Source organism: Suttonella sp. R2A3, from assembly GCF_021513215.1.
Taxonomy (GTDB): domain Bacteria; phylum Pseudomonadota; class Gammaproteobacteria; order Cardiobacteriales; family Cardiobacteriaceae; genus JAHUUI01.
On the sequence record NZ_CP090975.1, the window covers coordinates 1,217,806 to 1,241,138 of the forward strand.

The following is a 23,333-nucleotide window of genomic DNA, read 5'->3' on the forward strand; positions in this document are numbered from 1 at the left end:
TGTGCTGTGCTAAACTACGCGACCTTTAGCGTCGAAACGATCGGATCGACCCTTTAGCGCGCGATCTTAGCGATAGCGCCCACTCTTTTAGTTTTTCACGTAGTGGGCTAGCGTTGATTAAGTGCTTATGATGCTACGAACATCACGTTTCGCGCCAACCATAACTAGCCAACTCTTGAGAGGATTCATGACGTTTTTTCGCCTTGATTTATCAAAATTTTGTTGCCTGATCATGCTGTTTTTTGCTGGCTTGGCCATGGCTCAAGATAACACTCAAGCATCACCTAGCAGCGACCAACAAGCTTATAGTGCCCTCGCTGATGTGCTCGATAACCCCGAACAACGTGAAACACTCATCAAGCAGTTACGCGAACTCAGCGATACCCCGGCTAGCTCAGACCAACAAAGTTCGTCGGATGCATCAGCCAGCGAACAAGCGAGCAAACCTCAAGAAAATGAAGGTGTTTCGCGCCTAACTGATGGCACAAAGGCGGCAGTGAGCACTGCGGTTGCCCTGCCTAAACGTATTGCCGAAGAAAGCGCTGATGTTGCTGAAGAAGTGGGTAGCAAATTAGCGCAAAATTGGCGCGCTTTGAAGCAGTTATTCACCGGCAAAGACACCCGTTTTCAACAAGTAGACTGGGGCTATTTCGCGCAAGCGCTGAAGAATTTATTATTGGTTGTCGTAACCGCACTCGGCGTATTTCATGGCCTGCGTTTTATCGCCCGTCCACTCAAACGGCGCCTAAATATCTGGGTTAACCGCAGTCAGCGCTATCAACCCGTGGTACGACGCTTCCTCGGTATTTTATTGGTGGCAGTTAAAGATCTTGTATTCATCGCACTGGCGTATTTAGCCGCTACCGGGGTGGCCATGTTCTTTGTCGGTAGCCAAGCGTCAATGAGCACCCAGGCGTCGTTGTTTATTAATGCATTTGTGGTGGTGGAGCTGATTAAAATTGGGCTGCGCGTAATCTTTTATCCGCGTTATCAAGAGCTTCGCTTCCTCCCTGGTGACAATGCTACTGCACGTTATTGGTATCACTGGATTGCTACGATAGTAAATATCGTTGGTTATGGTTTTTTGATTGCTGTACCTCTGGTCTCGCAATACCTTTCCCTGACGCTTAGCCAAGCCTTAGGCACTGTATTAGCTCTATTTGCTTTTGTTTATGGCGTGATAGTTGTGTTGCGCAACCGCAAACGGGTACGCGATAGCATCATCACCCTGCGCGATCATACACAAGGCGCGCTGGCCACATTCTTTTTAACCATCCTTGCCCGCGTGTGGCATTTCTTGGCGTTGTTGTATTTCCTTACACTGTTAGTTGCCATGTTGCTGCGCGGTGAAAAAGCCTTGCCTTATATTATGCAAGGTACGCTAAAAACGATTGTAATTATTGGCGCTGGTCTACTGATCTCAACCGTGTTGACGCAGATTATTGGCAAACGCATCACCATCCCGCACGCCTGGTCACAACGTATTCCGGGTTTGGAACGGCGTATCAACGCCTATATCCCGCTCTTTTTGCGCGTGATTCGTTTCACCTTGATGGTGTTGGTCTTCTTCGCCACTTTATCGGCTTGGGACATCATCGATTTGCGTGCGTGGTTTAGCTCTGACTCCGGCCAAAGTTTGGTTAGTCAGGTGGGTAACGTTTTGATGATCCTTATCGTGGCTGCACTGGTGTGGTTATTCCTCTCTAGCTTGATTGAGCACCGTCTCAATCCATCTGAGAGTGGCGGCAAAATTAGCGCACGAAGCGAAACATTATTATCTCTATTTAAAACCGCGCTAGCGATTGCGATTGGCGCGATTACCTTGATGATGGTGCTATCTGAGATCGGCGTGAATATTGGCCCGTTGATTGCTGGTGCCGGGGTGCTCGGCTTAGCGATCGGTTTTGGGTCACAAAAACTGGTGCAAGACATCATTACCGGTATCTTCATCCAAATCGAAAATGCCATGAACGCTGGTGATGTGGTGACTGTTGACGGTATTACTGGTACCGCGGAACGCATCAGTATCCGCACCGTCTCGATTCGTGACCTATCCGGCACCTTCCACATTATTCCGTTTTCTAACGTCACCACAGTATCGAATTACATGCGTGGCTACGGTTGTCACGTTGGCGAATACGGTATCGGTTATGGTGATGATATTGATCTGGCTGTTGAGCAACTCGAAGCGGCGTTTGAAGAACTCGCTCAAGGCGAACACAAACGTAAAATTCTTGAGCCGCTCAATGTGGCTGGTGTAGTTGCTTTAGCTGATAGCTCAGTCAATATCCGGGTGGTCATCAAAACCACCCCTGGGGATCAATGGGCCGTGGGACGCGCTTACAACCGCCTAGTGAAGATTTATTTTGATCGTGCTGGTATCGAAATTCCATTCCCGCATACCACATTGTATTTTGGTATGCAGAAATCTGGCGACACGCCAGCGGCGAATATTCGTATGCTGCACAACGATGTTAAGCCACTACCTTCGACGCAAACCAAACAGGGCACTAAAAGTGATCATGAAGATCCTTCAGAGGGTATCGATACGACAACCAGCTCTGATACGCGCCAACCCGATACCGATGGGGCGCTATAAATAAGCGCCCCTTCAGCAAGATTTGCGTGTTACATTAGCAAGTGACTTGCCAATGAGGCGAGTCACTTTTTGTATCCTGAACACACTGCCAGGCCTTATATAGCGAAGAATCTGTAACTCATGAGACGAACCAAAGCCGAAGCCGAGCAGACCCGCCAATCCTTATTGGATGCCGCGTTAGCCCTATTTAGCGAACAAGGCTACGAAAGCACCTCTTTGGCAGAAATCGCACGCACCGCAGGCACAACCCGTGGCGCGATTTATTGGCATTTCAAAAATAAAGCCGACATGCTCAACGCACTCAGCGAAGCACATACGCAGGAATTATTTGCCGCCATTGAGCCTTCTGGCGATCATGAGAAGACTTGGGATGTGCTGATTGAGCGTTTGATTCGTCTAAGCGAAAATATGTACGACAACCCGCCCCACCGGCAGTTTTGTTTGTTATTACAACAAGAAGCGCAACATCCCGATAGCCAAGCGATTTTTACGCGTTTTGAAACAAGCTGGAATACGCTACTCACCTCGGCTATCCGCCACAGTCAGGCACAACATGAAACCCCTCAAGATATCGATGTGCAGTGGGCGATTTTTCAAATCGGTACGATGATGGCCGGCATCATCAGAAACACAGCCAATCATCAGGATAATCAAGCCTACCGACGCTATATTCCCAGCATCATTCGCAGCACAATTGCGATGATCCGTGACAATCGACAAGTTCCTGACAGAAATAAACCATCTCATAACGCCAAACTGCGCTGATCATACTTTTTCCGCTATAATCAAACCCATAATCGATTAAGGAGTATGGGATGAAAAAAGGATTATTGGTTGTTTTGGTCGCGGTTATTGCGCTTCTTGCCTTTGTTGCGCCACATATTAACAGTGTGCCGAAGCTTGATGAGGTGGTTAAGGAGCAATGGTCACAGGTGCAAAATCAATACAAGCGCCGTGCGGATTTGATTCCTAACTTAGTGGAGACCGTCAAAGCCTACGCCGAACACGAGCAGGAAACGCTCAATCAAGTTACTGAAGCGCGCACCAAAGTCGGGCAAATCAATGTCGATGCGAGCATGATTGATAACCCTCAACAGCTGAAGCAATTCAACGACGCACAACAAGCACTTTCCTCATCATTAGGGCGTTTGATTGCTGTGGCTGAAGACTACCCTGACCTTAAAGCCAATGAGAATTTTCGGGATTTACAAGCGCAACTTGAAGGCACAGAAAACCGCATTGCTGTAGCGCGCCGTGACTACATCGCCGCCGTTCGCGCATATAACACCGAACTGCGCACTATCCCTGGACGCTGGGTTGCAAGCTTCTTGTATCCTGAAGCCGAAGTACGCCCAACCTTTGAAGCCAGCGAAGCTGAACAAAGTGTGCCGGAAGTCTCGTTTAACTAATCCCTGTGCCACATAGCGGTTTGTTATGTGGCGCTACCTGCGATGGTTTGGTCCCTGGCATCTTCTCGCGCTACTGTGTGTTTCAAGCTGGTGGTTCACAGAGCCCGATAAACCCACACCAACCCTCACCCTCAGCGAACCCGTTCAATGCACAGTTTTATTTCACGCTAACGACTTCCCACGCAGCTACCCACCACGCACGCATATCCTCCCCGCCACGATTATCGAAAGCTCGCAATGCCCACAGCTCACTGGGCTGTCTCTAGATTTGCGCTATTACCGCGCACTTAAATTCGACCTTAAAGTCGTTCAAAGTGGTCAACTTCGCCTTAAACAACGCGACAACGGGCGCTTAAGCGCCACCTTAAACCACAGCCAATATACACAAACCCTCGCCCCATGGCGTGTCCGCTGGCGCGCCACTATTAGCGAACATATTAACGCGCATTATGGCGCAGATAGTGCACGTTGGCTCAATGCGCTGTTAATCGGTAACCGCAGTGGCCTCACCGCTGATGATAAAATGCTGCTGCGCCGCAGCGGCACCTCACATTTACTCGCTATCTCTGGCCTGCATTTAGGGTTAGTGAGCTTAATCGCTTATGTCATATTGAAATTCAGCTTTGCTCAATCGCGATCTATCAGTGCTTTAGCCGAACCCCGCTCTTTAGCCTTGATTGGCACCTTAACCATAGCAGGATTTTTTGTTTTACTCACTGGCGCACAACCACCAGTGATCCGCGCATGGTTACTCTTTTGCGCTATCGCCGCCGCGTGGTTTATCCCTTATTTACGCAATGGCTTACACGGTCTCGCTTGGGCTGGTATATTGATGCTCGCCTACCAGCCAGCAAATATTCATCACATCGGTGCGTGGCTGTCGTTTATGGCCACAGCCGTGGTATTACTCGCTTACCAGCAATGGGCGCAAAAACCGCTGTGGCGTTTTTGGTTGTTATTACAGGCAGCGATTACCTTGGCGCTTTTATTGCCTATTTGGGCCATATTTGGCGGCATCAGTATCAGCAGTATCATGGTCAATTTATTGGTCATCCCGTGGCTTGCCCCATTATGGGTAATCAGCGCACTAGGGGTCATCTACGCGCCACTTGCCGAACTGGCCGCACACTGTCTTGCTGCGTATTTACGCGTGATTGCCGCCTTTGCCGAGCCGAGTTGGGCGTATGTTATTCCATCGTGGCAACCGGGCTATTGGGTTGCATTTACAGGCTTTATCGGCGTTTTATGTGTACTATTTGCTCGAGGCAAGCAAAAGATCATCGCCTTAGTCGCGGCTATTATTCTCTTGTTTAGCTATCTCGTACCTTCTGGGAATGAGGTTTATCGACTGCCTCACAATGATCATGTTGCGCTGATTACGCTCGGTCGCGACGCCTACCTGATTAATAGCGGCTATCGACACGCGCGCGGTCGTGATGATGTTATGCGTTATATCCTGCCAGAGATTCGCAAACATCGCGCGCAACTTCGTGCGGTGATACTCACCAGCGATAAAGCACGTGATAATACGGCGCTCAAAACCCTACGCGAGACATATCCCGAACTACCCTTTTATGCTTTAAAGCCGCGTCTTGAGCTGCCTTTTTCCTACCAATACTGCCCCAATGAAATTGCTCTACCACCGGCTCTAACCTTCTCACGCTATCCACGTTGTAGCGCCACTATAAACGGACAATGGCACATCCTAGCTGATGGAAAGATTCAAAATCAGTAGCATGAAGCGCCTTCATGACTTTTGAAGATGAAACATTACGGCAACATAACCTCCCTATGATGACACCCGATATTTAACCCTCTAATTAAGGAATAGTTATGCGTAAATTTCTGGCTTTGAGTATCACAATGGCAGTTAGCGGTGCCAGTATTGCCGCCACTAATATCACTTGGTGGCATGCGATGGGCGGCCAACTTGGCGATACCGTTAATAAAATCTCTAGCGATTTTAACGCGGCTCAAGAAGCATGCACCATCGAGCCTGTGTATAAAGGCTCATACGAAGAATTGCTGACCAGTGGCGTTGCCGCATTTCGTGCCAAGCAGGCGCCAAACATCATCCAAGTATACGATGCCGGTGCTGCCACCATTATCAACGCCAAAGGTGCGGTTATTCCAGTAACTGACCTCTTCGCTGAGGCTGATGTTGCCTTTGATGAAGATGATTATATTGCCGGTGTACGTAATTTTTACGCCGATAGCGACGGTAAAATGATTGGTATGCCATTTAACTCATCCACGCCGATTCTTTACTACAATAAAGACGCACTAGCAGAAGCCGGCGTTGAGCCACCAAAAACATGGGAAGATTTTGAAACCATCGCCCCTAAGCTCAAAGAAGCCGGTTATATCGGATTTTCACAATCTCATACCCCGTGGATTTTCGCCGAAAACTTCCACTCTCGTCACAATCTGCAGCTTGCTGATGAAGCCAACGGTTACGACGCACCAGCCACCCATATCCTCTACAACAATCCGGATATGAAAATGCATTTCAGCAAGCTGAAAGAGTGGAAAGATAACGGCTACTATGGCTACTACGGCGAGGGTTGGGGCGACAACCAAACACCATTTGAAAAAGGCGAAGTGGCGATGTGGCTAGGCTCTTCTGGTTCATTTGGTGGCGTTAAAGAAAAGGCTGAATTTGATTTTGGTACCACCTACCTGCCGTATTGGAATAGCATCAATGATGGCAAGGAATACAATACCTTTATCGGCGGCGCGGCATTGTTCGCCTTTAATGGTTATGGGAAAGAGCAAAATGCGTGTACCGCATCATTCTTCAAATTCTTAAGCCAATCTGATACCCAAGCATTCTGGCATAAAGAAACCGGTTATGTGCCAATTACTAACGCAGCATACGATCTGGTTAAATCCGAAGGTTATTACGACGAGGAGCCTGCTGCGGAAACCGGCATCCTCCAGCTCAACCAATCTGGTGGTGAGTGGACTAAAGGCTATCGTCTCGGCTTCTACCCACAAATTCGTGAAGTGATGCGCCGTGAGTTCACCAAATTCTTTAATGGTGATGTCAGTGTCGATGACGCATTTGCCACTATTGAAAGCGAAAGTGACAAATTATTAGCGCGTTTTGCGCAAACGGTTAAAGAATAAACCTTGCCTATTTCGTCACACCCTTTATCCCTCGAACCATTTATTTGAGGGATAAAGGTTTTTTGTTGCTTATTGCTGCCGATTAACATGAAAAAAAATACCTTCAAACATTCCCCATTGCCCTATCTTCTGATTGCCCCACAGATGGTGATTATTGCGGTATTTTTTGTCTGGCCAGCGATTCAATCGGTTAATTTAAGTTTCTACCTCGAAGACCCGTTTGGCCTAAGCTCAACCTTTGTTGGCTTACAAAATTATCGCGAAACCTTAACCAACGATTTTTACTATCGTTCCGTGCGTTTTACCGCGATTTTTTCAACCTTAGTGACATTTTTCTCGCTCGCCATCGCCCTTTTACTCGCTGTGAAAGCCGATAACATCATTCGCGCGCGCAGTACATACAAAATCCTGATCATCTGGCCGTATGCGGTAGCACCTGCGGTGGCTGGTTTACTCGCGGTATTTTTATTTGATTCACACGTCGGCCCGCTTTATGCGCTGTTTAATCAATTGTGGGCATTTGATCACAAGCTTGACCCGTTTGACGCCTCACTGGCAGTTATTCTCGTCGCAGTTTGGAAACAGGTTAGCGTTAATTTTGTTTATTTTATGGCAGGACTACAGAGTATTCCGCAAGCAGTTAAAGAGGCTTCAACCATCGACTGTCAAAGCGGCTTCAAGCGCTTTTGGACAATCACCTTCCCGCTGCTCGCACCAACCACCTTTTTCCTGTTGGTGATCAACATTACCTACGCTTTTTTTGAAACCTTTGCCATCATCGACACACTTACGCGCGGTCGTCCTGGTGGCGAAACCACCACCCTGGTGTATAAAGTCTATCAAGATGGGTTCCTTGGTGCGGATTTAGGCGGCAGCTCAGCACAATCGGTGATTTTGATGGTCTTTGTGATGATTTTAACCGTCATCCAATTCCGCTTTATCGAAAAGAAAATCCATTATTAAGGCGCCACCATGAAAAAACAGCAAATCATCGATCACGCGATTTTAATTATTGGCGCACTGTTTCTCTTGCTGCCGTTATGGATTGCGCTTGCCTCATCGACCCATGCCCCTGAATATATCGCTAAAAATGGTGTGCAGTTCTGGTTTGGCGATGAATTTTTCAGCACCTATAAAAACCTGCTCTCCGGTGCTTCTAGCATTTTCTTAAACGGCGATACCTCGTCAATCCAAGGCGCCAGCGGATTAACGATGTTGAAAAACTCCATGATTCTGGGGCTGGGTTTTGCGATTGGTAAAATCGTTTTGTCGATGATGGCCGCCTATGCCATCGTCTATTTTCGCTTTCCATTGGGCTCACTGCTGTTTTGGATTATTTTTTCTTCGCTGTTATTACCGCTGGAAGTGCGCATTATTCCCTCCTACGAAATCGTTGCGCAATTGGGGTTGGTGAATACCTATAGTGGGTTGATTCTGCCGCTGATTGCCTCAGCAACGGCAACCTTCTTCTTCCGCCAATTCTATCTATCGGTGCCTGAAGAGCTGGTTGAGGCCGCGCAACTTGACAACGCCGGACCTGTTCGCTTTTTCCTCGATATTTTATTGCCGCTATCAAAAACGATGATCGCCGCTATTTTTATCATCATGTTTGTGGTTGGCTGGAATCAGTATCTATGGCCGATTTTGATGACCACCGACGAACAGTTCAAAACCTTACTTCTTGGGATCAAAGACATTATCAACGTGTTGGAAGAAGGGAAAATTCCTGCGTACAACCGTGTGTTCGCACTGGCGATTGTCTCGATCATTCCACCAGTACTAATCGTGATTATCTTCCAAAAATGGTTTATCAAAGGGCTGGTTGAAACAGAAAAATAACCACCCATGCAGCACATTAACGTCATTATTATTGTATAAAAGAGCGCATCATTATTATGTCCACACTCAGCCTACAGCAAGTTTGTAAAACCTACCCCAACGGCACCAAAGCGATCAAAAACGCTAACTTGGAGATTGAATCCGGCGAATTTGTCGTCTTTGTTGGCCCTTCTGGTTGTGGCAAATCGACGTTATTGCGCATGATTGCCGGCTTAGAAACGATTAGCGAAGGGGAGATTGTCTTAGCCGATACCACGATCAACAACCTTGAACCGGCCAAACGAGATATCGCGATGGTTTTTCAAAACTATGCGCTTTATCCGCATATGAGTGTGTATAAAAACCTCGCTTATGGCCTAGTGAACCGTAAATTTCCTAAAGCAGAAATCGATAAGCGCGTGCGCGAGACGGCCGAAATGCTACAGCTGGCTGAATATTTGGAGAGTAAACCGCGTGAACTTTCTGGCGGCCAACGCCAGCGCGTGGCGATGGGCCGCGCCATTGTTCGTGAACCTAAGTTGTTTTTATTCGACGAACCGCTGTCAAATTTAGACGCCAAATTACGCAACACCATGCGCTTGGAAATTAAAGCGCTGCAACGTCGTCTCAATACGACCGCGATTTATGTCACCCACGATCAAGTTGAAGCGATGACGATGGCCGATAAAATCGTCATCCTCAACGCAGGCAAGGTAGAACAAGTTGGCTCACCACAGGCGATCTATCATCAGCCGGCCAACCTGTTTGTCGCCACTTTTATTGGCTCACCGGCCATGAATATCCTCGATGCGACCCTTGACCAAGGTCGTTTGAATTTCACCAGTGGACAAAGCATTGACACTGATTTTGACCTGCCGGATAGCCAGCAACGCAAACTGCTTAAAGTTGGTATTCGTCCAGAATGTATTCAGCTAAGCCCAAGTGCGCGTAATGATGCACCGAGCCTGCCGATTTCGATAGATATTGTCGAAGATCTGGGGGCCCAGCGGGTGATACATGCTCGCCTTGGCAAACAACCGTTATTAATCGTCAGTGAGCAGGAAAACATCCGAGAAGGCGATACGCGATACGCTGTGATGCCCTTAGCCCACTTGTACCTCTTTGATCCTAAAACTGAAGCCAACATCACCCAACACCGCCAATAATATGAATATCATCACCCGTACCACAACCAAACTTGAGCGTGTGAAGCCGCACGCGCGTGAGGCAATACTGTCCGGTGACAAAGACGAGGCCACCCACCGCACACTACTGCAAGATTTACCTTGTTTTAACGCTATAGAGTGCGCCGGCGAAGGCAGTTCTGAAGCGCTCGACAGCCCTTTTCGTGTGCTGGCATGGAATGCCGAACGCTGTTTAGACGTTAAAGAAAGTGCGGCGCTCATCGAGCGTCACCAGCCTGATATTGTCTTGCTTTCTGAGATGGATAATGGGATGGCGCGGAGCGCGCAAAAACACACCACCAAGCAACTCGCCAAGCGTCTAGGGATGTATTATCTCTACGGCGTAGAATTTCTTGAACTCGATTTAGGCAGCGATATCGAGCGAGACCTTGCGCAAGACGACAGCAACAAAAAAGGGTTTCATGGCAACGCGATATTAAGCCGCGTCCCTTTTGACCAGATTGCCTTAGTGCGCTTTGATGATCACGGACATTGGTTTGCTGGACAGCAAGTGGGCAGCAGCTTTGGTCAGCCTCGTGTCGGTGGACGGATGGCGTTGCTTGCTTTAGTGCGTCATGCCGAGCTCGGTAAAGTATGCGTGGTCAGTACCCATTTTGAAAGTAACGCGGATATTCACACTCGCGACCGACAGATGTTTGATCTAACCACGGCCGCTGAAGCATTTGCTGGCAGTCACACGCCTATTATTATTGGTGGTGATTTGAACACCGGAAACCATTTAGTCAACAACCTTGATCACCGCGCCGAAACGCTGTTTCATACCGCCGGCGAAAGAGGTTTTCATTGGCGTGCGAATCCAGAAGGCACAACCACACGCCCCTCACGCCTCACCCTTCGTCCCGAGCGCAGCGCCAAACTCGATTGGTTTGTCGCCAAAGGCATCGATGCGCAGTCCAGCGAAATCATTCCCGCGCTTGATGCGCACGGAGAGGCGCTTTCTGATCACGATATTATCCTTGCTGACTGGCGCTTGGCTATTTAGGTGGTTCACTGATTATTAGCGGTTAACCACCGCTTTTCTAACCCGTCTCAGTCTATTAAATAAGCCGCCGCCTGATTGAGATTTTTATGCGTGCATCATCGGTAAAGTAGCCAGTATTTGTAGTTTTTTTGCCACAAAAACACAGCCATTACTGGCAAAATCTTCTTTTTGCACGTAAAATGAGGCGATATTTTTTCATTTTTACCGAGGTTTTCGATGAAAGTGCTGAGAGCTTGTTGTTTACTTGCAACAGTTATATACGGTTCACTGCTGCCTTATGTCTATGCGCAGCAAACTGTCGCTGAATCGGTTGAAACAGCGGAGGTCAGCGCTGTAGAAAACGTCTTTGACGAAGCACCGCCCAATATTGCCGACAACCTCCCACCCGGCGTCACCCAGGAAGCCTTAGAAGAAGTTGGGATGATTCCGCTAGCTATCAATAATGACGCAGCGCCAGCTATCCCGGTGAGCAATACCATGCAGCCATTTAACAGCATGCGTATTAAGCTGATGGAAGTTTTACAACAGCCTGTCTCCAGCGTAAACATTAACGGGCAGATCGTTAAGCTGCACCGTCCTCAGTTAGTCGCTGAAGCCTACCGTTCACAACAATACCCCACTATCTGGACACAGGAACAGCAATTTACTGGCCTATTACCAGCCTTACAGCAGTTGCTCCCCCAAGCCGAACAAGATGCGCTAAATCCGCAGTATTATCATCTAAACCTTATTGCCGCACTCAAGCCTGAGCAAGACTATAGCGATATTATTGCCTATGAATTATTGCTTAGCGACGCCTACCTGTCATTAGCTGACCACCTAGCCAATGGGCTGGTCGACCCTACAGTCACGCACCCTGAATGGAATGCGCCCAAAGTCAGTGCACAAGAATTAGGGCAACTGTTATCCGAAGCTGCCGTCAGTGGCGATTTGGCTGCTCCATTGGCCAACCTCAATGCCGAAAATGCGCGCTACCAGCAAATGCGCGCTTTATACAATAGTTTAGTCAATGAGCCAGCCGATGCCAGCGATGCCACGCCACCGATTACCGCAAGCTTGAAGCCTGGTATAACCCATCCTCAGGTGCCACTACTCAGAGAAAAATTATCCGTGATCGGTCAGGGCAACACCTACGATAGCGCATTAAAAACGGCGGTGATGGATTTTCAGCGCAATAATGGCTTGAGCGCAGATGGCGTGATCGGACCGAGCACCCGCAACCAGCTCAATCAAAATCGTGCCTCACAACTCGATAAACTGCGTATTAACCTTGAGCGACAACGCTGGCTGCCGCAAAGCTTAGGCCCTGTGTATGTGTTGGTTAATATCCCGAGTTACCAGGTGCAAATGTTTAATAACGACCAATCGATGTACAACACTCGCGCGGTGGTTGGCCGAAAATCACGCCCAACCCCGGCCTTTGTCGATCGCATTCGCCATGTTGTCATGAGCCCAACCTGGACTGTACCGACAACGATTATGCAGAAAGACAAGCTGCCACAACTGCGCCGCAATCCAGGTGCCTTTGACGGTAGCTACGACGCAATTGCGCCAAATGGTAAACGTCTCCGCCCCAGCTCAGTTAATTGGTCGAGTGGTACAAACGGCTACACCTTACAGCAGAAACCTGGGCCTCATAATGCGCTTGGTCGGGTAAAATTCTTATTCCCAAATAAACACGCGATTTATTTACACGATACGCCAAGCAAAGGCTTATTTAACCGCGAAAACCGCGCCTATAGCTCCGGCTGCATACGTATTCAGGATCCGCTCGATTTTGCTAATATTTTACTGGCCAATACCGAATGGACACCAGACAGCATCAAGAGCGCGACGCAAAGATCGAGCGAACGCTGGGTAAATACACCACAAGAAACCCCGATTTATTTGGTATATTGGACGATGTGGAGCACCCCTGACGGACAAATCCAATCAGCAGCGGATGTCTATGATTTAGATAGCGCACTCCTCAAACAATACCAAGACGCGCTCAGCGTCGCTTTTTAACCACCAAAAATATAGAACGATTTATGACAAATACATTTACACCAAAAAACCAATACAGCAAACAAGACTTACTCGACTGCGCGCAAAGCCGCCTGTTTGGCGAAGGCAACGCGCAATTACCTCTACCCAATATGCTGATGGTCGATCGCATTGTGAATATCAATAGCGATGGCGGCAGCTATGGCAAGGGTGAGATTATTGCCGAACTCGATATCAATCCTGACCTGTGGTTCTTCGCCTGCCATTTTGAGGGCGACCCCGTGATGCCTGGTTGCTTAGGTCTTGATGCGATGTGGCAGCTGGTTGGTTTTTATCTTGGCTGGAGTGGCGGCAAAGGGCGCGGACGCGCGCTGGGCTGTGGCGAAGTGAAATTTACCGGTCAAGTATTACCTACTCATAAGAAAATAACCTATAAAATCAATATTAAACGGGTTATCATGCGCAAATTGGTCCTTGGTATTGCTGATGCAACGATGCTCGTTGATGACCAAGTGATTTATGAGGGGAAAGATTTGCGCGTTGGTTTATTTACCAACACCGATGGCTTTTAACACCACTAATTATTACACCACCAAAAAAACATGAGGATTTTTTATGAAACGCGTTGTCGTGACTGGAATGGGGATTGTCTCCAGCCTGGGTAACAATACCAAAGAGGTGTTGCAGTCTTTGCAACAACTCAAATCCGGCATTTCTTTTTCTTCTATTTATCAAGAGCTTGGGCTTCGCTCACACGTTCATGGTGATATCAAGATTGATGCTAAAGCGCTAATCGACCGTAAAGTATTCCGTTTTATGAGTAACGCTGCCGCTTACTGTTATATCGCGATGCAAGAAGCGATCGAACAGGCTAAACTCGTTAAAGAGCAAGTCTCACACCCACGCACCGGTATTGTGATCGGTAGTGGCGGTGCGGCGCCGGCCACTCAGGTTGAAGCGGCTGATATTTTGCGTGAGAAAGGCGTAAAACGCATCGGCCCATATGGGGTCACCAAAACCATGGCCTCGACCACATCAGCGTGCCTTGCCACGCCATTTGGTATTAAAGGGGTTAATTACTCTTTAAGCTCTGCGTGTTCGACCAGTGCACACTGTATTGGTCACGCTGCCGAACTTATCCAAATGGGCAAACAAGACGTGGTGTTTGCTGGCGGCGGTGAAGACGTTCATTGGACGATGACGATGCTATTTGACGCCATGGGCGCCTTATCAACCAAATATAACGACCAGCCTGAAATCGCCTCGCGCGCCTACGATACCGCGCGCGATGGTTTTGTGATTTCTGGTGGTGGCAGCATCTTAGTTTTGGAAGAATACGAGCACGCCAAAGCACGTGGCGCTGAAATTCTTGCTGAATTAACCGGTTATGGCGCAACCTCTGATGGCTACGACATGGTACAGCCTTCTGGTGAGGGCGCGGTTCGCTGCATGCAAATGGCGATGGAAACCCACAGTGGTGAGATTGATTATATCAACGCCCACGGTACATCTACCCCGATTGGCGATACCCGAGAGCTTGAAGCGATCAGTGAAGCTTTTGCCGGCAAAGAATTGCCGCTGGTCAACTCAACCAAATCCTTATCTGGCCACGCGCTTGGCGCAGCTGGTTCAAATGAAGCAATCTATTCGCTGCTGATGTTACTCAACGATTTTGTCTGTGCCTCAGCCAATATTTTCGAATTGGACGAAAAAGCCAAAGCGTTACCGATTGTGCGCGAAAACACCAAAAAACGCTTGAACGCTGTGATGTCTAACAGCTTCGGCTTTGGTGGCACAAACGCTTCGTTGATTTTCTCACGCGTGTGATGCGAACGCTCATTCGCCCATATTTTTTGCTTAGCTTGTGTCTGTGCTTCACCGCGCAGGCACAAGATAGCCGTGTAGAAACTGAGGTTATCGAAGCAGAGAATCAAGCGACTGAGAACCAACAAGAAGACAGTACTCAACAAATGGCAGACGAGGCGGAAGGCGAGCGCCAACTGGTTCAGCGAGGGATTTATCGCTGCCTTGAGCGCGGACAATATGTATTCGTTGATGATCATAACCGCCCCGGCCTCTCGCGTTGTGAGCAAATTCGCGCACCACATTATCGGGTAATCAACCCCGATGAAGTAGCAGAACAACCCGCAATGACGTTCCCGAGCGCCTCACCGTGTAGTGGCGCGATCATTTATCGTGGGGGCACGTATATTTTCAGTGATAAATCGCCGTGTCCGATCCCGGCTGAGATTTTTGATACAATGACGCCGATTGAGGCGCATCCCCAATACTATAATCAAGCACAAGAACCTTTAGAACAAACTGATTCATCATTATGAGCGATACCTACCAACGCGAACCATTAATCCCACCAGGCGGACATAAGAAAGTCCTGCTTCATTCATGCTGTGCGCCTTGCTCAGGTGAAGTGATGGAAGCGATGCTTGCCAGCGGGATTGATTACACGATTTTTTTCTACAACCCCAATATTCATCCGCGCAAAGAATATCTGCTGCGTAAGGATGAAAATATTGCCTTTGCTGAGAAATTCAACGTGCCATTTATTGATTGTGATTACGACACCGATAACTGGTTTGAGCGCGCTAAAGGGATGGAATTTGAGCCTGAGCGCGGTATCCGCTGCACAATGTGTTTTGACATGCGTTTTGAGCGCACCGCGCTATACGCCCATGAAAACGGCTTCCCGATCATCACCAGCTCGTTAGGGATTTCTCGTTGGAAGAATATGAAACAAATCAATGAGAGCGGTGAGCGCGCAGCCGAGCCGTATCCCGATGTGCAGTACTGGACGTTCAACTGGCGCAAAAAAGGCGGTTCGCAGCGAATGATCGAGATCAGCAAACGTGAGCAGTTTTATATGCAAGAGTATTGCGGTTGCGTGTATTCGCTACGTGACAGCAACGCTCACCGCCTCTCGCAAGGCCGCGATAAAATTAAAATCGGGGTTAAATATTACGGCGAAGAGACCGATTAAGACTGCTTCGCCTCAAGTTCATTAATCCGACGTTCGAGCTCAGCAACGCGCGCTTCAGCCTGAGCGAGCAAACGCTCTTGCTGGGCAAACTCTTCGCGTGGCACTAAATCAAACTGCGCCAATTTTTCGCTAATCGTTTGTCGCACCATCTGCTTGGCTTCATCATTAAGCGGGCGCACTGATTCCGGTAAATGAGCCTCAATTTGACTGGCGATAAACGCAAAAGGATTTTTCTTTAACATAAAAACTCCATATCGTTAGTTTACGCGCCAGTTTATCAGAAAGGCCGCTCGCTATCTGTGATTTAAACCTTTGCTAAGGCCTGCTCAATGTCAGCAATAATGTCCTCGACGTCTTCAATCCCGATTGACAGGCGCACCAAACCTTCACTCACACCCGCGCTCGCCAATTCTTCGGCATTGAGCTGGCGGTGGGTCGTGCTTGCTGGATGACACGCCAGAGTTTTGGTATCGCCGATATTAACCAGTCGATAAATCAGCTCGAGCGCATCAATAAAGCGCCCACCAGCCTCAACACCACCTTCTAATTCAAAGCTTAAGATGCTTGAGGCCTTGCCTCCACAGATTTTATCTGCAGTCGCACGATACGGGCTACCCTCAAGTGTTGCGTAGTGTACTTTGCTGACCTTAGGCTGCTTCACTAACCACTGGGCAATCTTTTCCGCATTCTCACAGTGGCGATCCATGCGTAGCGCTAAGGTTTCCAAACCTTGCATGATTTGAAACGCGTTAAATGGCGATAGGGCCGAACCCGTATTGCGCAGTGGCACCACGCGGCAACGCCCGATATACGCCGCCTCTCCTAAAGCTTCGGTATAAACCACCCCATGATAAGACGGATCGGGTTCATTGAGCATCGGGAAACGCTCGGCGTGTTTTTGCCAAGGGAAGGTGCCTGAATCGACAATCATGCCGCCGATGGTTGTACCATGCCCACCAATATATTTGGTCAGTGCATGAACGACAATATGCGCGCCATGCTCAAACGGGCGACAGAGATAAGGGGTTGCCACGGTGTTATCAACGATCAGCGGGATACCGTGCGCATTAGCAATCTCAGCCCAGCGCGCAATATCGACCACATTCCCTGCTGGGTTACCGATCGACTCACAATAAAGCGCTTTGGTCTTATCATCGATTGAGGCTTCAATCTTATCGTAGTCATCATGGGCAACCATGCGCACTTCAATGCCTTGATTTGGAAAAGAGTGGGCAAAAAGATTGTATGTGCCGCCATAAAGTTGCGCGGTGGAAATAATATTACTACCCACATTGGCGATGGCTTGAATCGCATAGGTTATCGCGGCCATACCAGAAGCAACAGCCAATCCAGCAATACCACCTTCAAGCGCAGCAACACGCTCTTCTAACACAGCATTGGTCGGATTCATGATCCGTGTATAGATATTGCCTTGCACCTTAAGATCAAAGAGATCCGCACCGTGTTGCGTATCATCAAACGTGTAGGAGGTGGTTTGATAGATTGGCACCGCAGCGGATTTTGTGGTGGGGTCGCCTTGATAACCGGCGTGGATAGCAGTCGTTGCAAATTTCATGGAGAGGCCTCATCGTTGGGTTAAACCTTCAGCATAACCCAAAGATTCATGCACAACAATAACCCTTTCGCATGAACTTATGCGAAATTATCATGAATTAACAAACGCATCGGGGCTTAATCTGATTTCTTTTTGCTTTTAACCTTAGGCGCAATATCCACAGCGGCTTTAATTTTACCTTCGCTGATTTCATAGAGTGCGCCAGCGCGGCCAACCAACAATGGATCAATCGCGCTAATCTGCTCTTCGTCTTTACTGTCATAAGGCAACTTATGCAGCACATAGCGAATCGCATTTAAGCGCGCACGTTTTTTACAATCGGATTTCACCACAATCCACGGAGATTCCGCAGTATCGGTATGGAAGAACATCGCTTCTTTTGCCTCGGTATAGTCTTCCCACTTATCTAATGAGGCTTTATCAATCGGGCTGAGTTTCCATTGTTTCAGTGGGTGCTGCTCGCGGGAAGCAAAGCGGCGGCGCTGCTCATCACGGCTCACTGAAAACCAGAATTTAATCACAAAAATTCCGCTGCGAATGAGGTTACGCTCAAAATCGGGCACTTGGCGCATAAATTCATTGTATTGATCATCGCTACAGAACCCCATCACCCGCTCAACGCCGGCGCGGTTATACCAAGAACGGTCAAAAAGCACGATTTCGCCTTTAGTCGGCAAATGCTGAACATAACGCTGAAAATACCACTGGCCTTGTTCCTGCTCGGTCGGTTTCTCTAGCGCCACAACCCGCGCACCACGAGGATTAAGATGCTCCATCATGCGCTTAATTGTACCGCCTTTACCAGCCGCATCACGCCCTTCAAAGAGAATCACCACCTTCTGGCCAGTTTCTTTGACCCATTTTTGCAGCTTTAACAGCTCAACCTGTAAATGATATTTCTGCTTTTCATAGGTCTTACGACGCATGCGATTTTTATACGGATACACCCCTTCGCGCCAGTTATCGACCAATTCATCATCGGACTTGACGCCGGTTTGCGCCACATTGGCTAGCGAATGCTTCACAAACAATTTATGCAAAATTTCCAAATCATCCGGTGATGCGCCTTCAAAAATAGCATCTAAATGCCCCACCACCTCACTCACTTTTCCCGCTTTCATATCGCGCTCAATAAGTTCACGGAGCGCGACTTCTTTGCGACGAATCGCGCGTTCGGTCTTGCTCTCTGTTTCATGAGTTTCTACATTAGGATCAGCCGGTTTGTTGATGGCTTCTAATGCATCTTCAGGCATTTTAGCGTTACTTTTGTTTGCCTTGCTATTGGGTGATTTAGCCATTGCGACCTCCTAATTATGCTAAAAGGATATGATAACATTTTTTAATGTTGTTCGGCGCTAATTTTAGTGCTTGATTAACTTTAAGGAAGGCGCTAAAGTGTTACTGATTATTCACCTTACATAAGAAGGACTTATGAAACGCTTCCTGCTACTTGTAATCGCGTGCCTCAGTTTGATTGGCACAGCGAGTGCCATGAATCTCCCCTCAATCGAGAAACTCGACGACAGCGAACTCTATGTTCCTAGCCGCAAAGCGGTTGAAGCAACCTTAGATAAAATGCAGGTTCGCTATGAAATCGACGTCGATGGCGATATTGAAATCCCTCTCGAGCTTTCGGATTCAGGCGGTTCTCTGTACGTTATCGCCGAAGAAGTGAACGATGGTATGGTTTGGAATTTACGCATTTTCGCACAATTTTCCACCAAACCAAGTCGTTATGATGACCTCATTGAATACGCGAACGAATGGAATCGAGATACCAAAACCCCGAAATTATTTATGCTCGACGAAGAAACGATGGTTGCTGAAGCCAATTATCACGTGCAATTCGGCTACAACCCCGATGAGTTCGAGGAAAACTACTACTATTTCTTGATTAGCAACCTGGAAGATATTCTCAGCGCAACTTATAACGAGCGCATCTAAGCACTATCTTAATCAAAAAAACTCGGCATCACTGCCGAGTTTTTTATGCGCGCTATTCTTCTTCTGGCACCTGTTGATAGGCAGCCATCAAGCTTTGCTGCATAGCATGTGGTACCGCTTCATAATGCGACAAGGCTAAGGTGTAACGGCCTTGTCCGGCGGTTAGCGCATGAAGACGGGTTTGATAATCGGCCAATTCAGCCATCGGCGCATTCGCGGTAATACTCATCCCGCCGCGACTGTGGCTGTCTGTGCCGCTGACCATGCCACGTCGGCCGGCGAGATCACCGGTAATATGACCAATCGCCTCTTCCGAGCAACGAATGTTCAGGCGCGCAATCGGCTCTAGAACTTGAGGTTCTGCCGCACGAATCGCGCGCTGAAAGGCCTTTTTTACCGGCGCTGACAAACGCGACTTCTTTACTATCAACGCTATGATGTTTGCCGTCATAAACCGTTACCCGCACATCAACCACCGGATAACCCGCGATCGCGCCTTCAGAAAGCACTTCACGAATGCCTTTCTCTACAGCCGGGATAAATTGCCCCGGGATGACGCCGCCTTTGACCGCATCAATAAATTCAAAGCCTTCTCCGCGCGCTAACGGCTCAATACGCAGGTGTACCTCACCAAACTGCCCAGCACCACCGCTTTGTTTTTTATGACGGTATTGCCCTTCTGCTGCTTGGGTAATCGTTTCGCGGTACTCAATTTGTGGTGGCGCGGTGTCGACTTCAAACTGATGCTGGCTGCGTAGCCGCTCAAGCAGCGAACGCAGATGTAAATCACCCAAACCATAAAGGACTGTCTCATTGGTGCTGGCAATATGGGTTAAGCGCAAGCAAGGGTCTTCAGCGACCATTTTATTGAGTACTTCCCACAGCCGCTGTTCATCGCTTTGCTGCTGTGGCGTCAGTGCTAGACCATGCATTGGCATCGGGAAATTCAGCGGTTTCAGGCGAATATGAACATCTTCCGGGGCGTCGTGTAACACCGCATCAAACGCTAAATCTTCCACCTTAACCAGACTACAAATATCACCTGGAACAGCGGCTTCTAAGTTGATTTGCTGTTTGCCTTGTTGCACATATAGATGGGCGACTTTAAACGGCTTGCGCGCATCACCAATATAGAGCTGACTGCCCGGGCGAATCGTCCCTTGGTGCACCCGAACCGCAGCAATTTTGCCAACATAGGGATCGATGCGGATATTAAACACATGCGCCAGCACATGCGCGGCCGGATCGGGGTCAGCAAGTAATGGCACAGCGTCCTCTTCCTCACCTTGTAAAAAGGTGGCCGGATTGCTCTCACACGGACTCGGCAACAGTTTATCGATTACCTCAAGCAGCGCGTCCACCCCCGCGCCTGTTTCAGCCGAAACAAAACACACCGGAATCAAATGGCCTTCTGCTAAAGCTTGCTCAAGCGGTGCGTGCAGTTCAGTGGCTGGAATATCGCCATCCTCGAGATAGCGCTCTAAAAACGCCTCATCAACATCCACCACTTGTTCTACCAAGGCATTATGTGCGGCGCTAACATCACCAAAATCGCTTTGCCCTTTGCGGTTAAAAAAGCAATCCACTACATCACGAGCGCCATCGACCGGTAAATTAACCGGCAAACACTCACGACCAAATACTTCTTGGATTTCTGCGAGCAACGCCGGCAGATCCGCCTCATGACTATCCATTTTATTGACAATCACCATGCGATCCATCTGTCGATCAGCGGCATAACGCATCATGCGTTGCGCCAGTGGATCAACACCAATTGCCGCATTAACCACAATCGCCGCTGTTTCCACCGCTTCAAGAGCCGCCATACTGTGGCCGATAAAATCAAGCATGCCGGGTGTATCGAGCAAATGCACGCGCGCATCCTGATAATGATAATGCAATAAGGCAGTATGCAAAGAATGTTGCTGAGCGATTTCCTGGGCATCAAAATCGCTGACCGTTGAACCTCGCGCTACCGAACCCGCGCTGGCAATCGCCCCAGCTTGGGTTAATAAAGCTTCTGCTAAAGTCGTTTTTCCGACACCACTCGCGCCAACCAAGGCCAAGGTACGGATATTATCGACTGCCATCGCAGCAAGGGAAGCATTTGCCATAACGAACTCCTAAGCTTTATCAGGTCTATTGATATCATAATTTAACAAAGCTGATAAAGAAAGCGTTATCTAGCATTTTCTGCTGCCGCAGCATCATTCATACTCGGTAGCATAAATAGCCCCGGTTATCTCTTGTTTTTAAACCAATTATTAGAAGGCGCAAGGAGATGAAAAGGGCGTAAACGCGCGATACGGCATCTAGTCGTCATAGAGCTGCCGCTGGGGCTAGCGAGTCACCCCATCGCTGAGCACAATAAATTTTTGACAGGTAAGCCCTTCAACACCCACCGGCCCGCGCCAATGGATTTTATCGGTGCTGATGCCGATTTCCGCACCTAATCCGTATTCGTAGCCGTCTGAAAAACACGTCGGGGTATTGACCATCACCGAAGCGGCATCGACTTCACGCAAAAAGCGCTGCGCGGTATCGAGTTGTTCGGTGACGATACATTCGGTATGGCGCGATCCGTAGCGTGCAATATGCGCACAAGCTGCCTCATAATCTAGCACTATTTTAATCGCGATGATTGGCGCTAAGTATTCTGTGCTCCAGTCGTCTTCGTTTGCTGCGTGTGCCTCGTTAATCAACGCCTGGGTTTGCGAGCAGCCACGCATCTCAACGCCTTTTTTGCGATAAATCTCAGCAATTTTAGGTAAAAAATCTGCCGCGATATTTTGGTGAACGAGTAACGTTTCTGTCGCCCCACAAATACCGTAGCGATACGTTTTCGCGTTATCAGCAACCCTGAGTGCTTTTTCAAGATCTGCCGCCACGTCAATATAGGTATGACACAGGCCATCAAGGTGTTTGATCACCGGCATTTTCGCCTGCTCACTAACCAGTTGTACCAAGCCTTTACCACCGCGTGGAATGACGACATCAATGTATTGCGCGGCATTGAGCAGCTCGCTGACTAACGCGCGATCGGTATCTGGCACTAATTGAATGGCATGCGGTGAAAGTTCAGCCTCGCTTAAGCCTTCTTGAATGGCTGCCATAATCGCTCGGTTGCTATGAATCGCCTCTGAACCACCACGCAGGATCGCTGCATTGCCTGATTTGAGACACAAGGCCGCTGCATCAGCGGTCACATTCGGCCGCGATTCGTAAATAATTCCAATCACCCCGAGCGGCACGCGCATCCGTCCAATCTGTAGCCCTTTATCATTTGTGCGCATCCCGCTGATCTCCCCCACCGGATCAGGCAGGCCGGCAATTTGCCGAATGCCGTCGATCATTGCATCGATCCGCGCATCAGTCAGCGTTAATCGATCAAGTAAGGCTTCAGATAACCCTTTTTCTTGGCCAGCAGCAACATCTTGTTGATTGGCTGATTGAATGTTTGCCCGCGCCGAATCTATCGCACCCGCCATCGCTTCTAGCGCTTCGCGTTTACGCGCATTACCAAGGATTGCCAGACTGCGTGCGCTGCGTTGGGCTTGTTCGCCAAGAGTAGTGATGATGCTCATAGAAACCACAATAAAAAGCTCAAACCACCATCATAGCGTAAAGCGTTTTTTTTGAAGATAAAAAACCAGCATCTTTGATAAATGTGCACTAGTCCATCATAAGTTA

19 protein-coding genes and 1 pseudogene are annotated in these 23,333 nt (G+C 48.6%); 15 read left to right on the top strand and 5 right to left on the bottom strand.

Going from position 1 to position 23,333, the window contains the following annotated elements:
• Positions 1 to 187: 187 nt before the first annotated feature.
• The 14 genes from L0B52_RS05760 to L0B52_RS05825 all read left to right on the top strand — a co-directional run bounded on the left by L0B52_RS05760 (position 188) and on the right by L0B52_RS05825 (position 16,123).
• Positions 188 to 2,599 carry a mechanosensitive ion channel domain-containing protein gene (locus L0B52_RS05760; protein ID WP_235063787.1) on the top strand — a complete coding sequence of 804 codons (2,412 nt, stop codon included), beginning with the start codon at positions 188 to 190 and terminating at the stop codon, positions 2,597 to 2,599.
• 120 nt (positions 2,600 to 2,719) lie between these two features.
• Positions 2,720 to 3,364 (top strand): TetR family transcriptional regulator, encoded by a 645-nt coding sequence (locus L0B52_RS09645; protein WP_311195329.1) that lies wholly within the window; start codon positions 2,720 to 2,722, stop codon positions 3,362 to 3,364.
• A gap of 50 nt (positions 3,365 to 3,414) precedes the next feature.
• Entirely contained in the window at positions 3,415 to 4,008 is a 594-nt protein-coding gene (locus L0B52_RS05770; protein WP_235063788.1) for a LemA family protein, read from the top strand.
• Between the two features lie 25 nt (positions 4,009 to 4,033).
• Positions 4,034 to 5,743: a ComEC/Rec2 family competence protein gene (locus tag L0B52_RS05775; RefSeq protein ID WP_235063789.1), complete on the top strand. Its 1,710-nt coding sequence runs from the start codon at positions 4,034 to 4,036 to the stop codon at positions 5,741 to 5,743.
• A 98-nt stretch (positions 5,744 to 5,841) separates the two neighbouring features.
• Positions 5,842 to 7,137 (top strand): extracellular solute-binding protein, encoded by a 1,296-nt coding sequence (locus tag L0B52_RS05780; RefSeq protein WP_235063790.1) that lies wholly within the window; start codon positions 5,842 to 5,844, stop codon positions 7,135 to 7,137.
• An 87-nt stretch (positions 7,138 to 7,224) separates the two neighbouring features.
• Positions 7,225 to 8,100 carry an ABC transporter permease subunit gene (locus L0B52_RS05785; RefSeq protein WP_235063791.1) on the top strand — a complete coding sequence of 292 codons (876 nt, stop codon included), beginning with the start codon at positions 7,225 to 7,227 and terminating at the stop codon, positions 8,098 to 8,100.
• Between the two features lie 9 nt (positions 8,101 to 8,109).
• Positions 8,110 to 8,976 carry an ABC transporter permease subunit gene (locus L0B52_RS05790; RefSeq protein WP_235063792.1) on the top strand — a complete coding sequence of 289 codons (867 nt, stop codon included), beginning with the start codon at positions 8,110 to 8,112 and terminating at the stop codon, positions 8,974 to 8,976.
• A 56-nt stretch (positions 8,977 to 9,032) separates the two neighbouring features.
• Positions 9,033 to 10,121: an ABC transporter ATP-binding protein gene (locus L0B52_RS05795; protein WP_235063793.1), complete on the top strand. Its 1,089-nt coding sequence runs from the start codon at positions 9,033 to 9,035 to the stop codon at positions 10,119 to 10,121.
• Between the two features lies 1 nt (position 10,122).
• Complete coding sequence (locus L0B52_RS05800) at positions 10,123 to 11,142, top strand: endonuclease/exonuclease/phosphatase family protein (RefSeq protein WP_235063794.1); 1,020 nt, start codon at positions 10,123 to 10,125, stop codon at positions 11,140 to 11,142.
• A 216-nt stretch (positions 11,143 to 11,358) separates the two neighbouring features.
• Positions 11,359 to 13,149, top strand: a complete 1,791-nt coding sequence (locus L0B52_RS05805; protein WP_235063795.1) for a murein L,D-transpeptidase — start codon at positions 11,359 to 11,361, stop codon at positions 13,147 to 13,149.
• 23 nt (positions 13,150 to 13,172) lie between these two features.
• Positions 13,173 to 13,700, top strand: a complete 528-nt coding sequence (gene fabA, locus L0B52_RS05810) for a bifunctional 3-hydroxydecanoyl-ACP dehydratase/trans-2-decenoyl-ACP isomerase (RefSeq protein ID WP_235063796.1) — start codon at positions 13,173 to 13,175, stop codon at positions 13,698 to 13,700.
• 43 nt (positions 13,701 to 13,743) lie between these two features.
• On the top strand, positions 13,744 to 14,955 hold the full coding sequence (fabB, locus tag L0B52_RS05815; protein WP_235063797.1) for a beta-ketoacyl-ACP synthase I: 1,212 nt from the start codon (positions 13,744 to 13,746) through the stop codon (positions 14,953 to 14,955).
• Positions 14,955 to 15,467, top strand: coding sequence for a hypothetical protein (locus L0B52_RS05820; RefSeq protein WP_235063798.1), 513 nt, complete (start codon positions 14,955 to 14,957; stop codon positions 15,465 to 15,467). The genes fabB and L0B52_RS05820 overlap by 1 nt, the downstream gene beginning before the upstream one ends.
• Entirely contained in the window at positions 15,464 to 16,123 is a 660-nt protein-coding gene (locus L0B52_RS05825; protein ID WP_235063799.1) for an epoxyqueuosine reductase QueH, read from the top strand. Before L0B52_RS05820 ends, L0B52_RS05825 begins: the two co-directional genes overlap by 4 nt.
• Here L0B52_RS05825 and L0B52_RS05830 read toward each other — a convergent pair.
• The 3 genes from L0B52_RS05830 to ppk2 all read right to left on the bottom strand — a co-directional run bounded on the left by L0B52_RS05830 (position 16,120) and on the right by ppk2 (position 18,997).
• Complete coding sequence (locus tag L0B52_RS05830; RefSeq protein WP_235063800.1) at positions 16,120 to 16,365, bottom strand: accessory factor UbiK family protein; 246 nt, start codon at positions 16,363 to 16,365, stop codon at positions 16,120 to 16,122. The two genes, L0B52_RS05825 and L0B52_RS05830, sit on opposite strands and share 4 nt — an antisense overlap.
• Before the next feature lie 62 nt (positions 16,366 to 16,427).
• The gene (locus L0B52_RS05835) at positions 16,428 to 17,699 is read right to left on the bottom strand and encodes an O-acetylhomoserine aminocarboxypropyltransferase/cysteine synthase family protein (RefSeq protein WP_235063801.1); all 1,272 of its coding nucleotides are present in this window, start codon (positions 17,697 to 17,699) and stop codon (positions 16,428 to 16,430) included.
• Positions 17,700 to 17,815: 116 nt separating this feature from the next.
• Positions 17,816 to 18,997 (bottom strand): polyphosphate kinase 2, encoded by a 1,182-nt coding sequence (gene ppk2 / locus L0B52_RS05840; RefSeq protein ID WP_235063802.1) that lies wholly within the window; start codon positions 18,995 to 18,997, stop codon positions 17,816 to 17,818.
• 193 nt (positions 18,998 to 19,190) lie between these two features.
• Here ppk2 and L0B52_RS05845 point away from each other — a divergent pair, with 193 nt between their 5' ends.
• On the top strand, positions 19,191 to 19,643 hold the full coding sequence (locus L0B52_RS05845) for a YbjN domain-containing protein (protein ID WP_235063803.1): 453 nt from the start codon (positions 19,191 to 19,193) through the stop codon (positions 19,641 to 19,643).
• 52 nt (positions 19,644 to 19,695) lie between these two features.
• Here L0B52_RS05845 and fusA read toward each other — a convergent pair.
• Both fusA and L0B52_RS05860 read right to left on the bottom strand, forming a co-directional pair.
• Positions 19,696 to 21,757: pseudogene (fusA, locus tag L0B52_RS05855) on the bottom strand (elongation factor G).
• 225 nt (positions 21,758 to 21,982) lie between these two features.
• Complete coding sequence (locus L0B52_RS05860) at positions 21,983 to 23,227, bottom strand: glutamate-5-semialdehyde dehydrogenase (RefSeq protein ID WP_235063805.1); 1,245 nt, start codon at positions 23,225 to 23,227, stop codon at positions 21,983 to 21,985.
• Positions 23,228 to 23,333 lie beyond the last annotated feature (106 nt).

Bases quoted from the DNA above. Each gene is read 5' to 3' on its own strand.
- L0B52_RS05760 (WP_235063787.1), top strand. From the start codon at position 188: ATGACGTTTTTTCGCCTTGATTTATCAAAATTTTGTTGCCTGATCATG.
- L0B52_RS09645 (WP_311195329.1), top strand. From the start codon at position 2,720: ATGAGACGAACCAAAGCCGAAGCCGAGCAGACCCGCCAATCCTTATTG.
- L0B52_RS05770 (WP_235063788.1), top strand. From the start codon at position 3,415: ATGAAAAAAGGATTATTGGTTGTTTTGGTCGCGGTTATTGCGCTTCTT.
- L0B52_RS05775 (WP_235063789.1), top strand. From the start codon at position 4,034: ATGTGGCGCTACCTGCGATGGTTTGGTCCCTGGCATCTTCTCGCGCTA.
- L0B52_RS05780 (WP_235063790.1), top strand. From the start codon at position 5,842: ATGCGTAAATTTCTGGCTTTGAGTATCACAATGGCAGTTAGCGGTGCC.
- L0B52_RS05785 (WP_235063791.1), top strand. From the start codon at position 7,225: ATGAAAAAAAATACCTTCAAACATTCCCCATTGCCCTATCTTCTGATT.
- L0B52_RS05790 (WP_235063792.1), top strand. From the start codon at position 8,110: ATGAAAAAACAGCAAATCATCGATCACGCGATTTTAATTATTGGCGCA.
- L0B52_RS05795 (WP_235063793.1), top strand. From the start codon at position 9,033: ATGTCCACACTCAGCCTACAGCAAGTTTGTAAAACCTACCCCAACGGC.
- L0B52_RS05800 (WP_235063794.1), top strand. From the start codon at position 10,123: ATGAATATCATCACCCGTACCACAACCAAACTTGAGCGTGTGAAGCCG.
- L0B52_RS05805 (WP_235063795.1), top strand. From the start codon at position 11,359: ATGAAAGTGCTGAGAGCTTGTTGTTTACTTGCAACAGTTATATACGGT.
- fabA (WP_235063796.1), top strand. From the start codon at position 13,173: ATGACAAATACATTTACACCAAAAAACCAATACAGCAAACAAGACTTA.
- fabB (WP_235063797.1), top strand. From the start codon at position 13,744: ATGAAACGCGTTGTCGTGACTGGAATGGGGATTGTCTCCAGCCTGGGT.
- L0B52_RS05820 (WP_235063798.1), top strand. From the start codon at position 14,955: ATGCGAACGCTCATTCGCCCATATTTTTTGCTTAGCTTGTGTCTGTGC.
- L0B52_RS05825 (WP_235063799.1), top strand. From the start codon at position 15,464: ATGAGCGATACCTACCAACGCGAACCATTAATCCCACCAGGCGGACAT.
- L0B52_RS05830 (WP_235063800.1), bottom strand. From the start codon at position 16,365: ATGTTAAAGAAAAATCCTTTTGCGTTTATCGCCAGTCAAATTGAGGCT.
- L0B52_RS05835 (WP_235063801.1), bottom strand. From the start codon at position 17,699: ATGAAATTTGCAACGACTGCTATCCACGCCGGTTATCAAGGCGACCCC.
- ppk2 (WP_235063802.1), bottom strand. From the start codon at position 18,997: ATGGCTAAATCACCCAATAGCAAGGCAAACAAAAGTAACGCTAAAATG.
- L0B52_RS05845 (WP_235063803.1), top strand. From the start codon at position 19,191: ATGAATCTCCCCTCAATCGAGAAACTCGACGACAGCGAACTCTATGTT.
- L0B52_RS05860 (WP_235063805.1), bottom strand. From the start codon at position 23,227: ATGAGCATCATCACTACTCTTGGCGAACAAGCCCAACGCAGCGCACGC.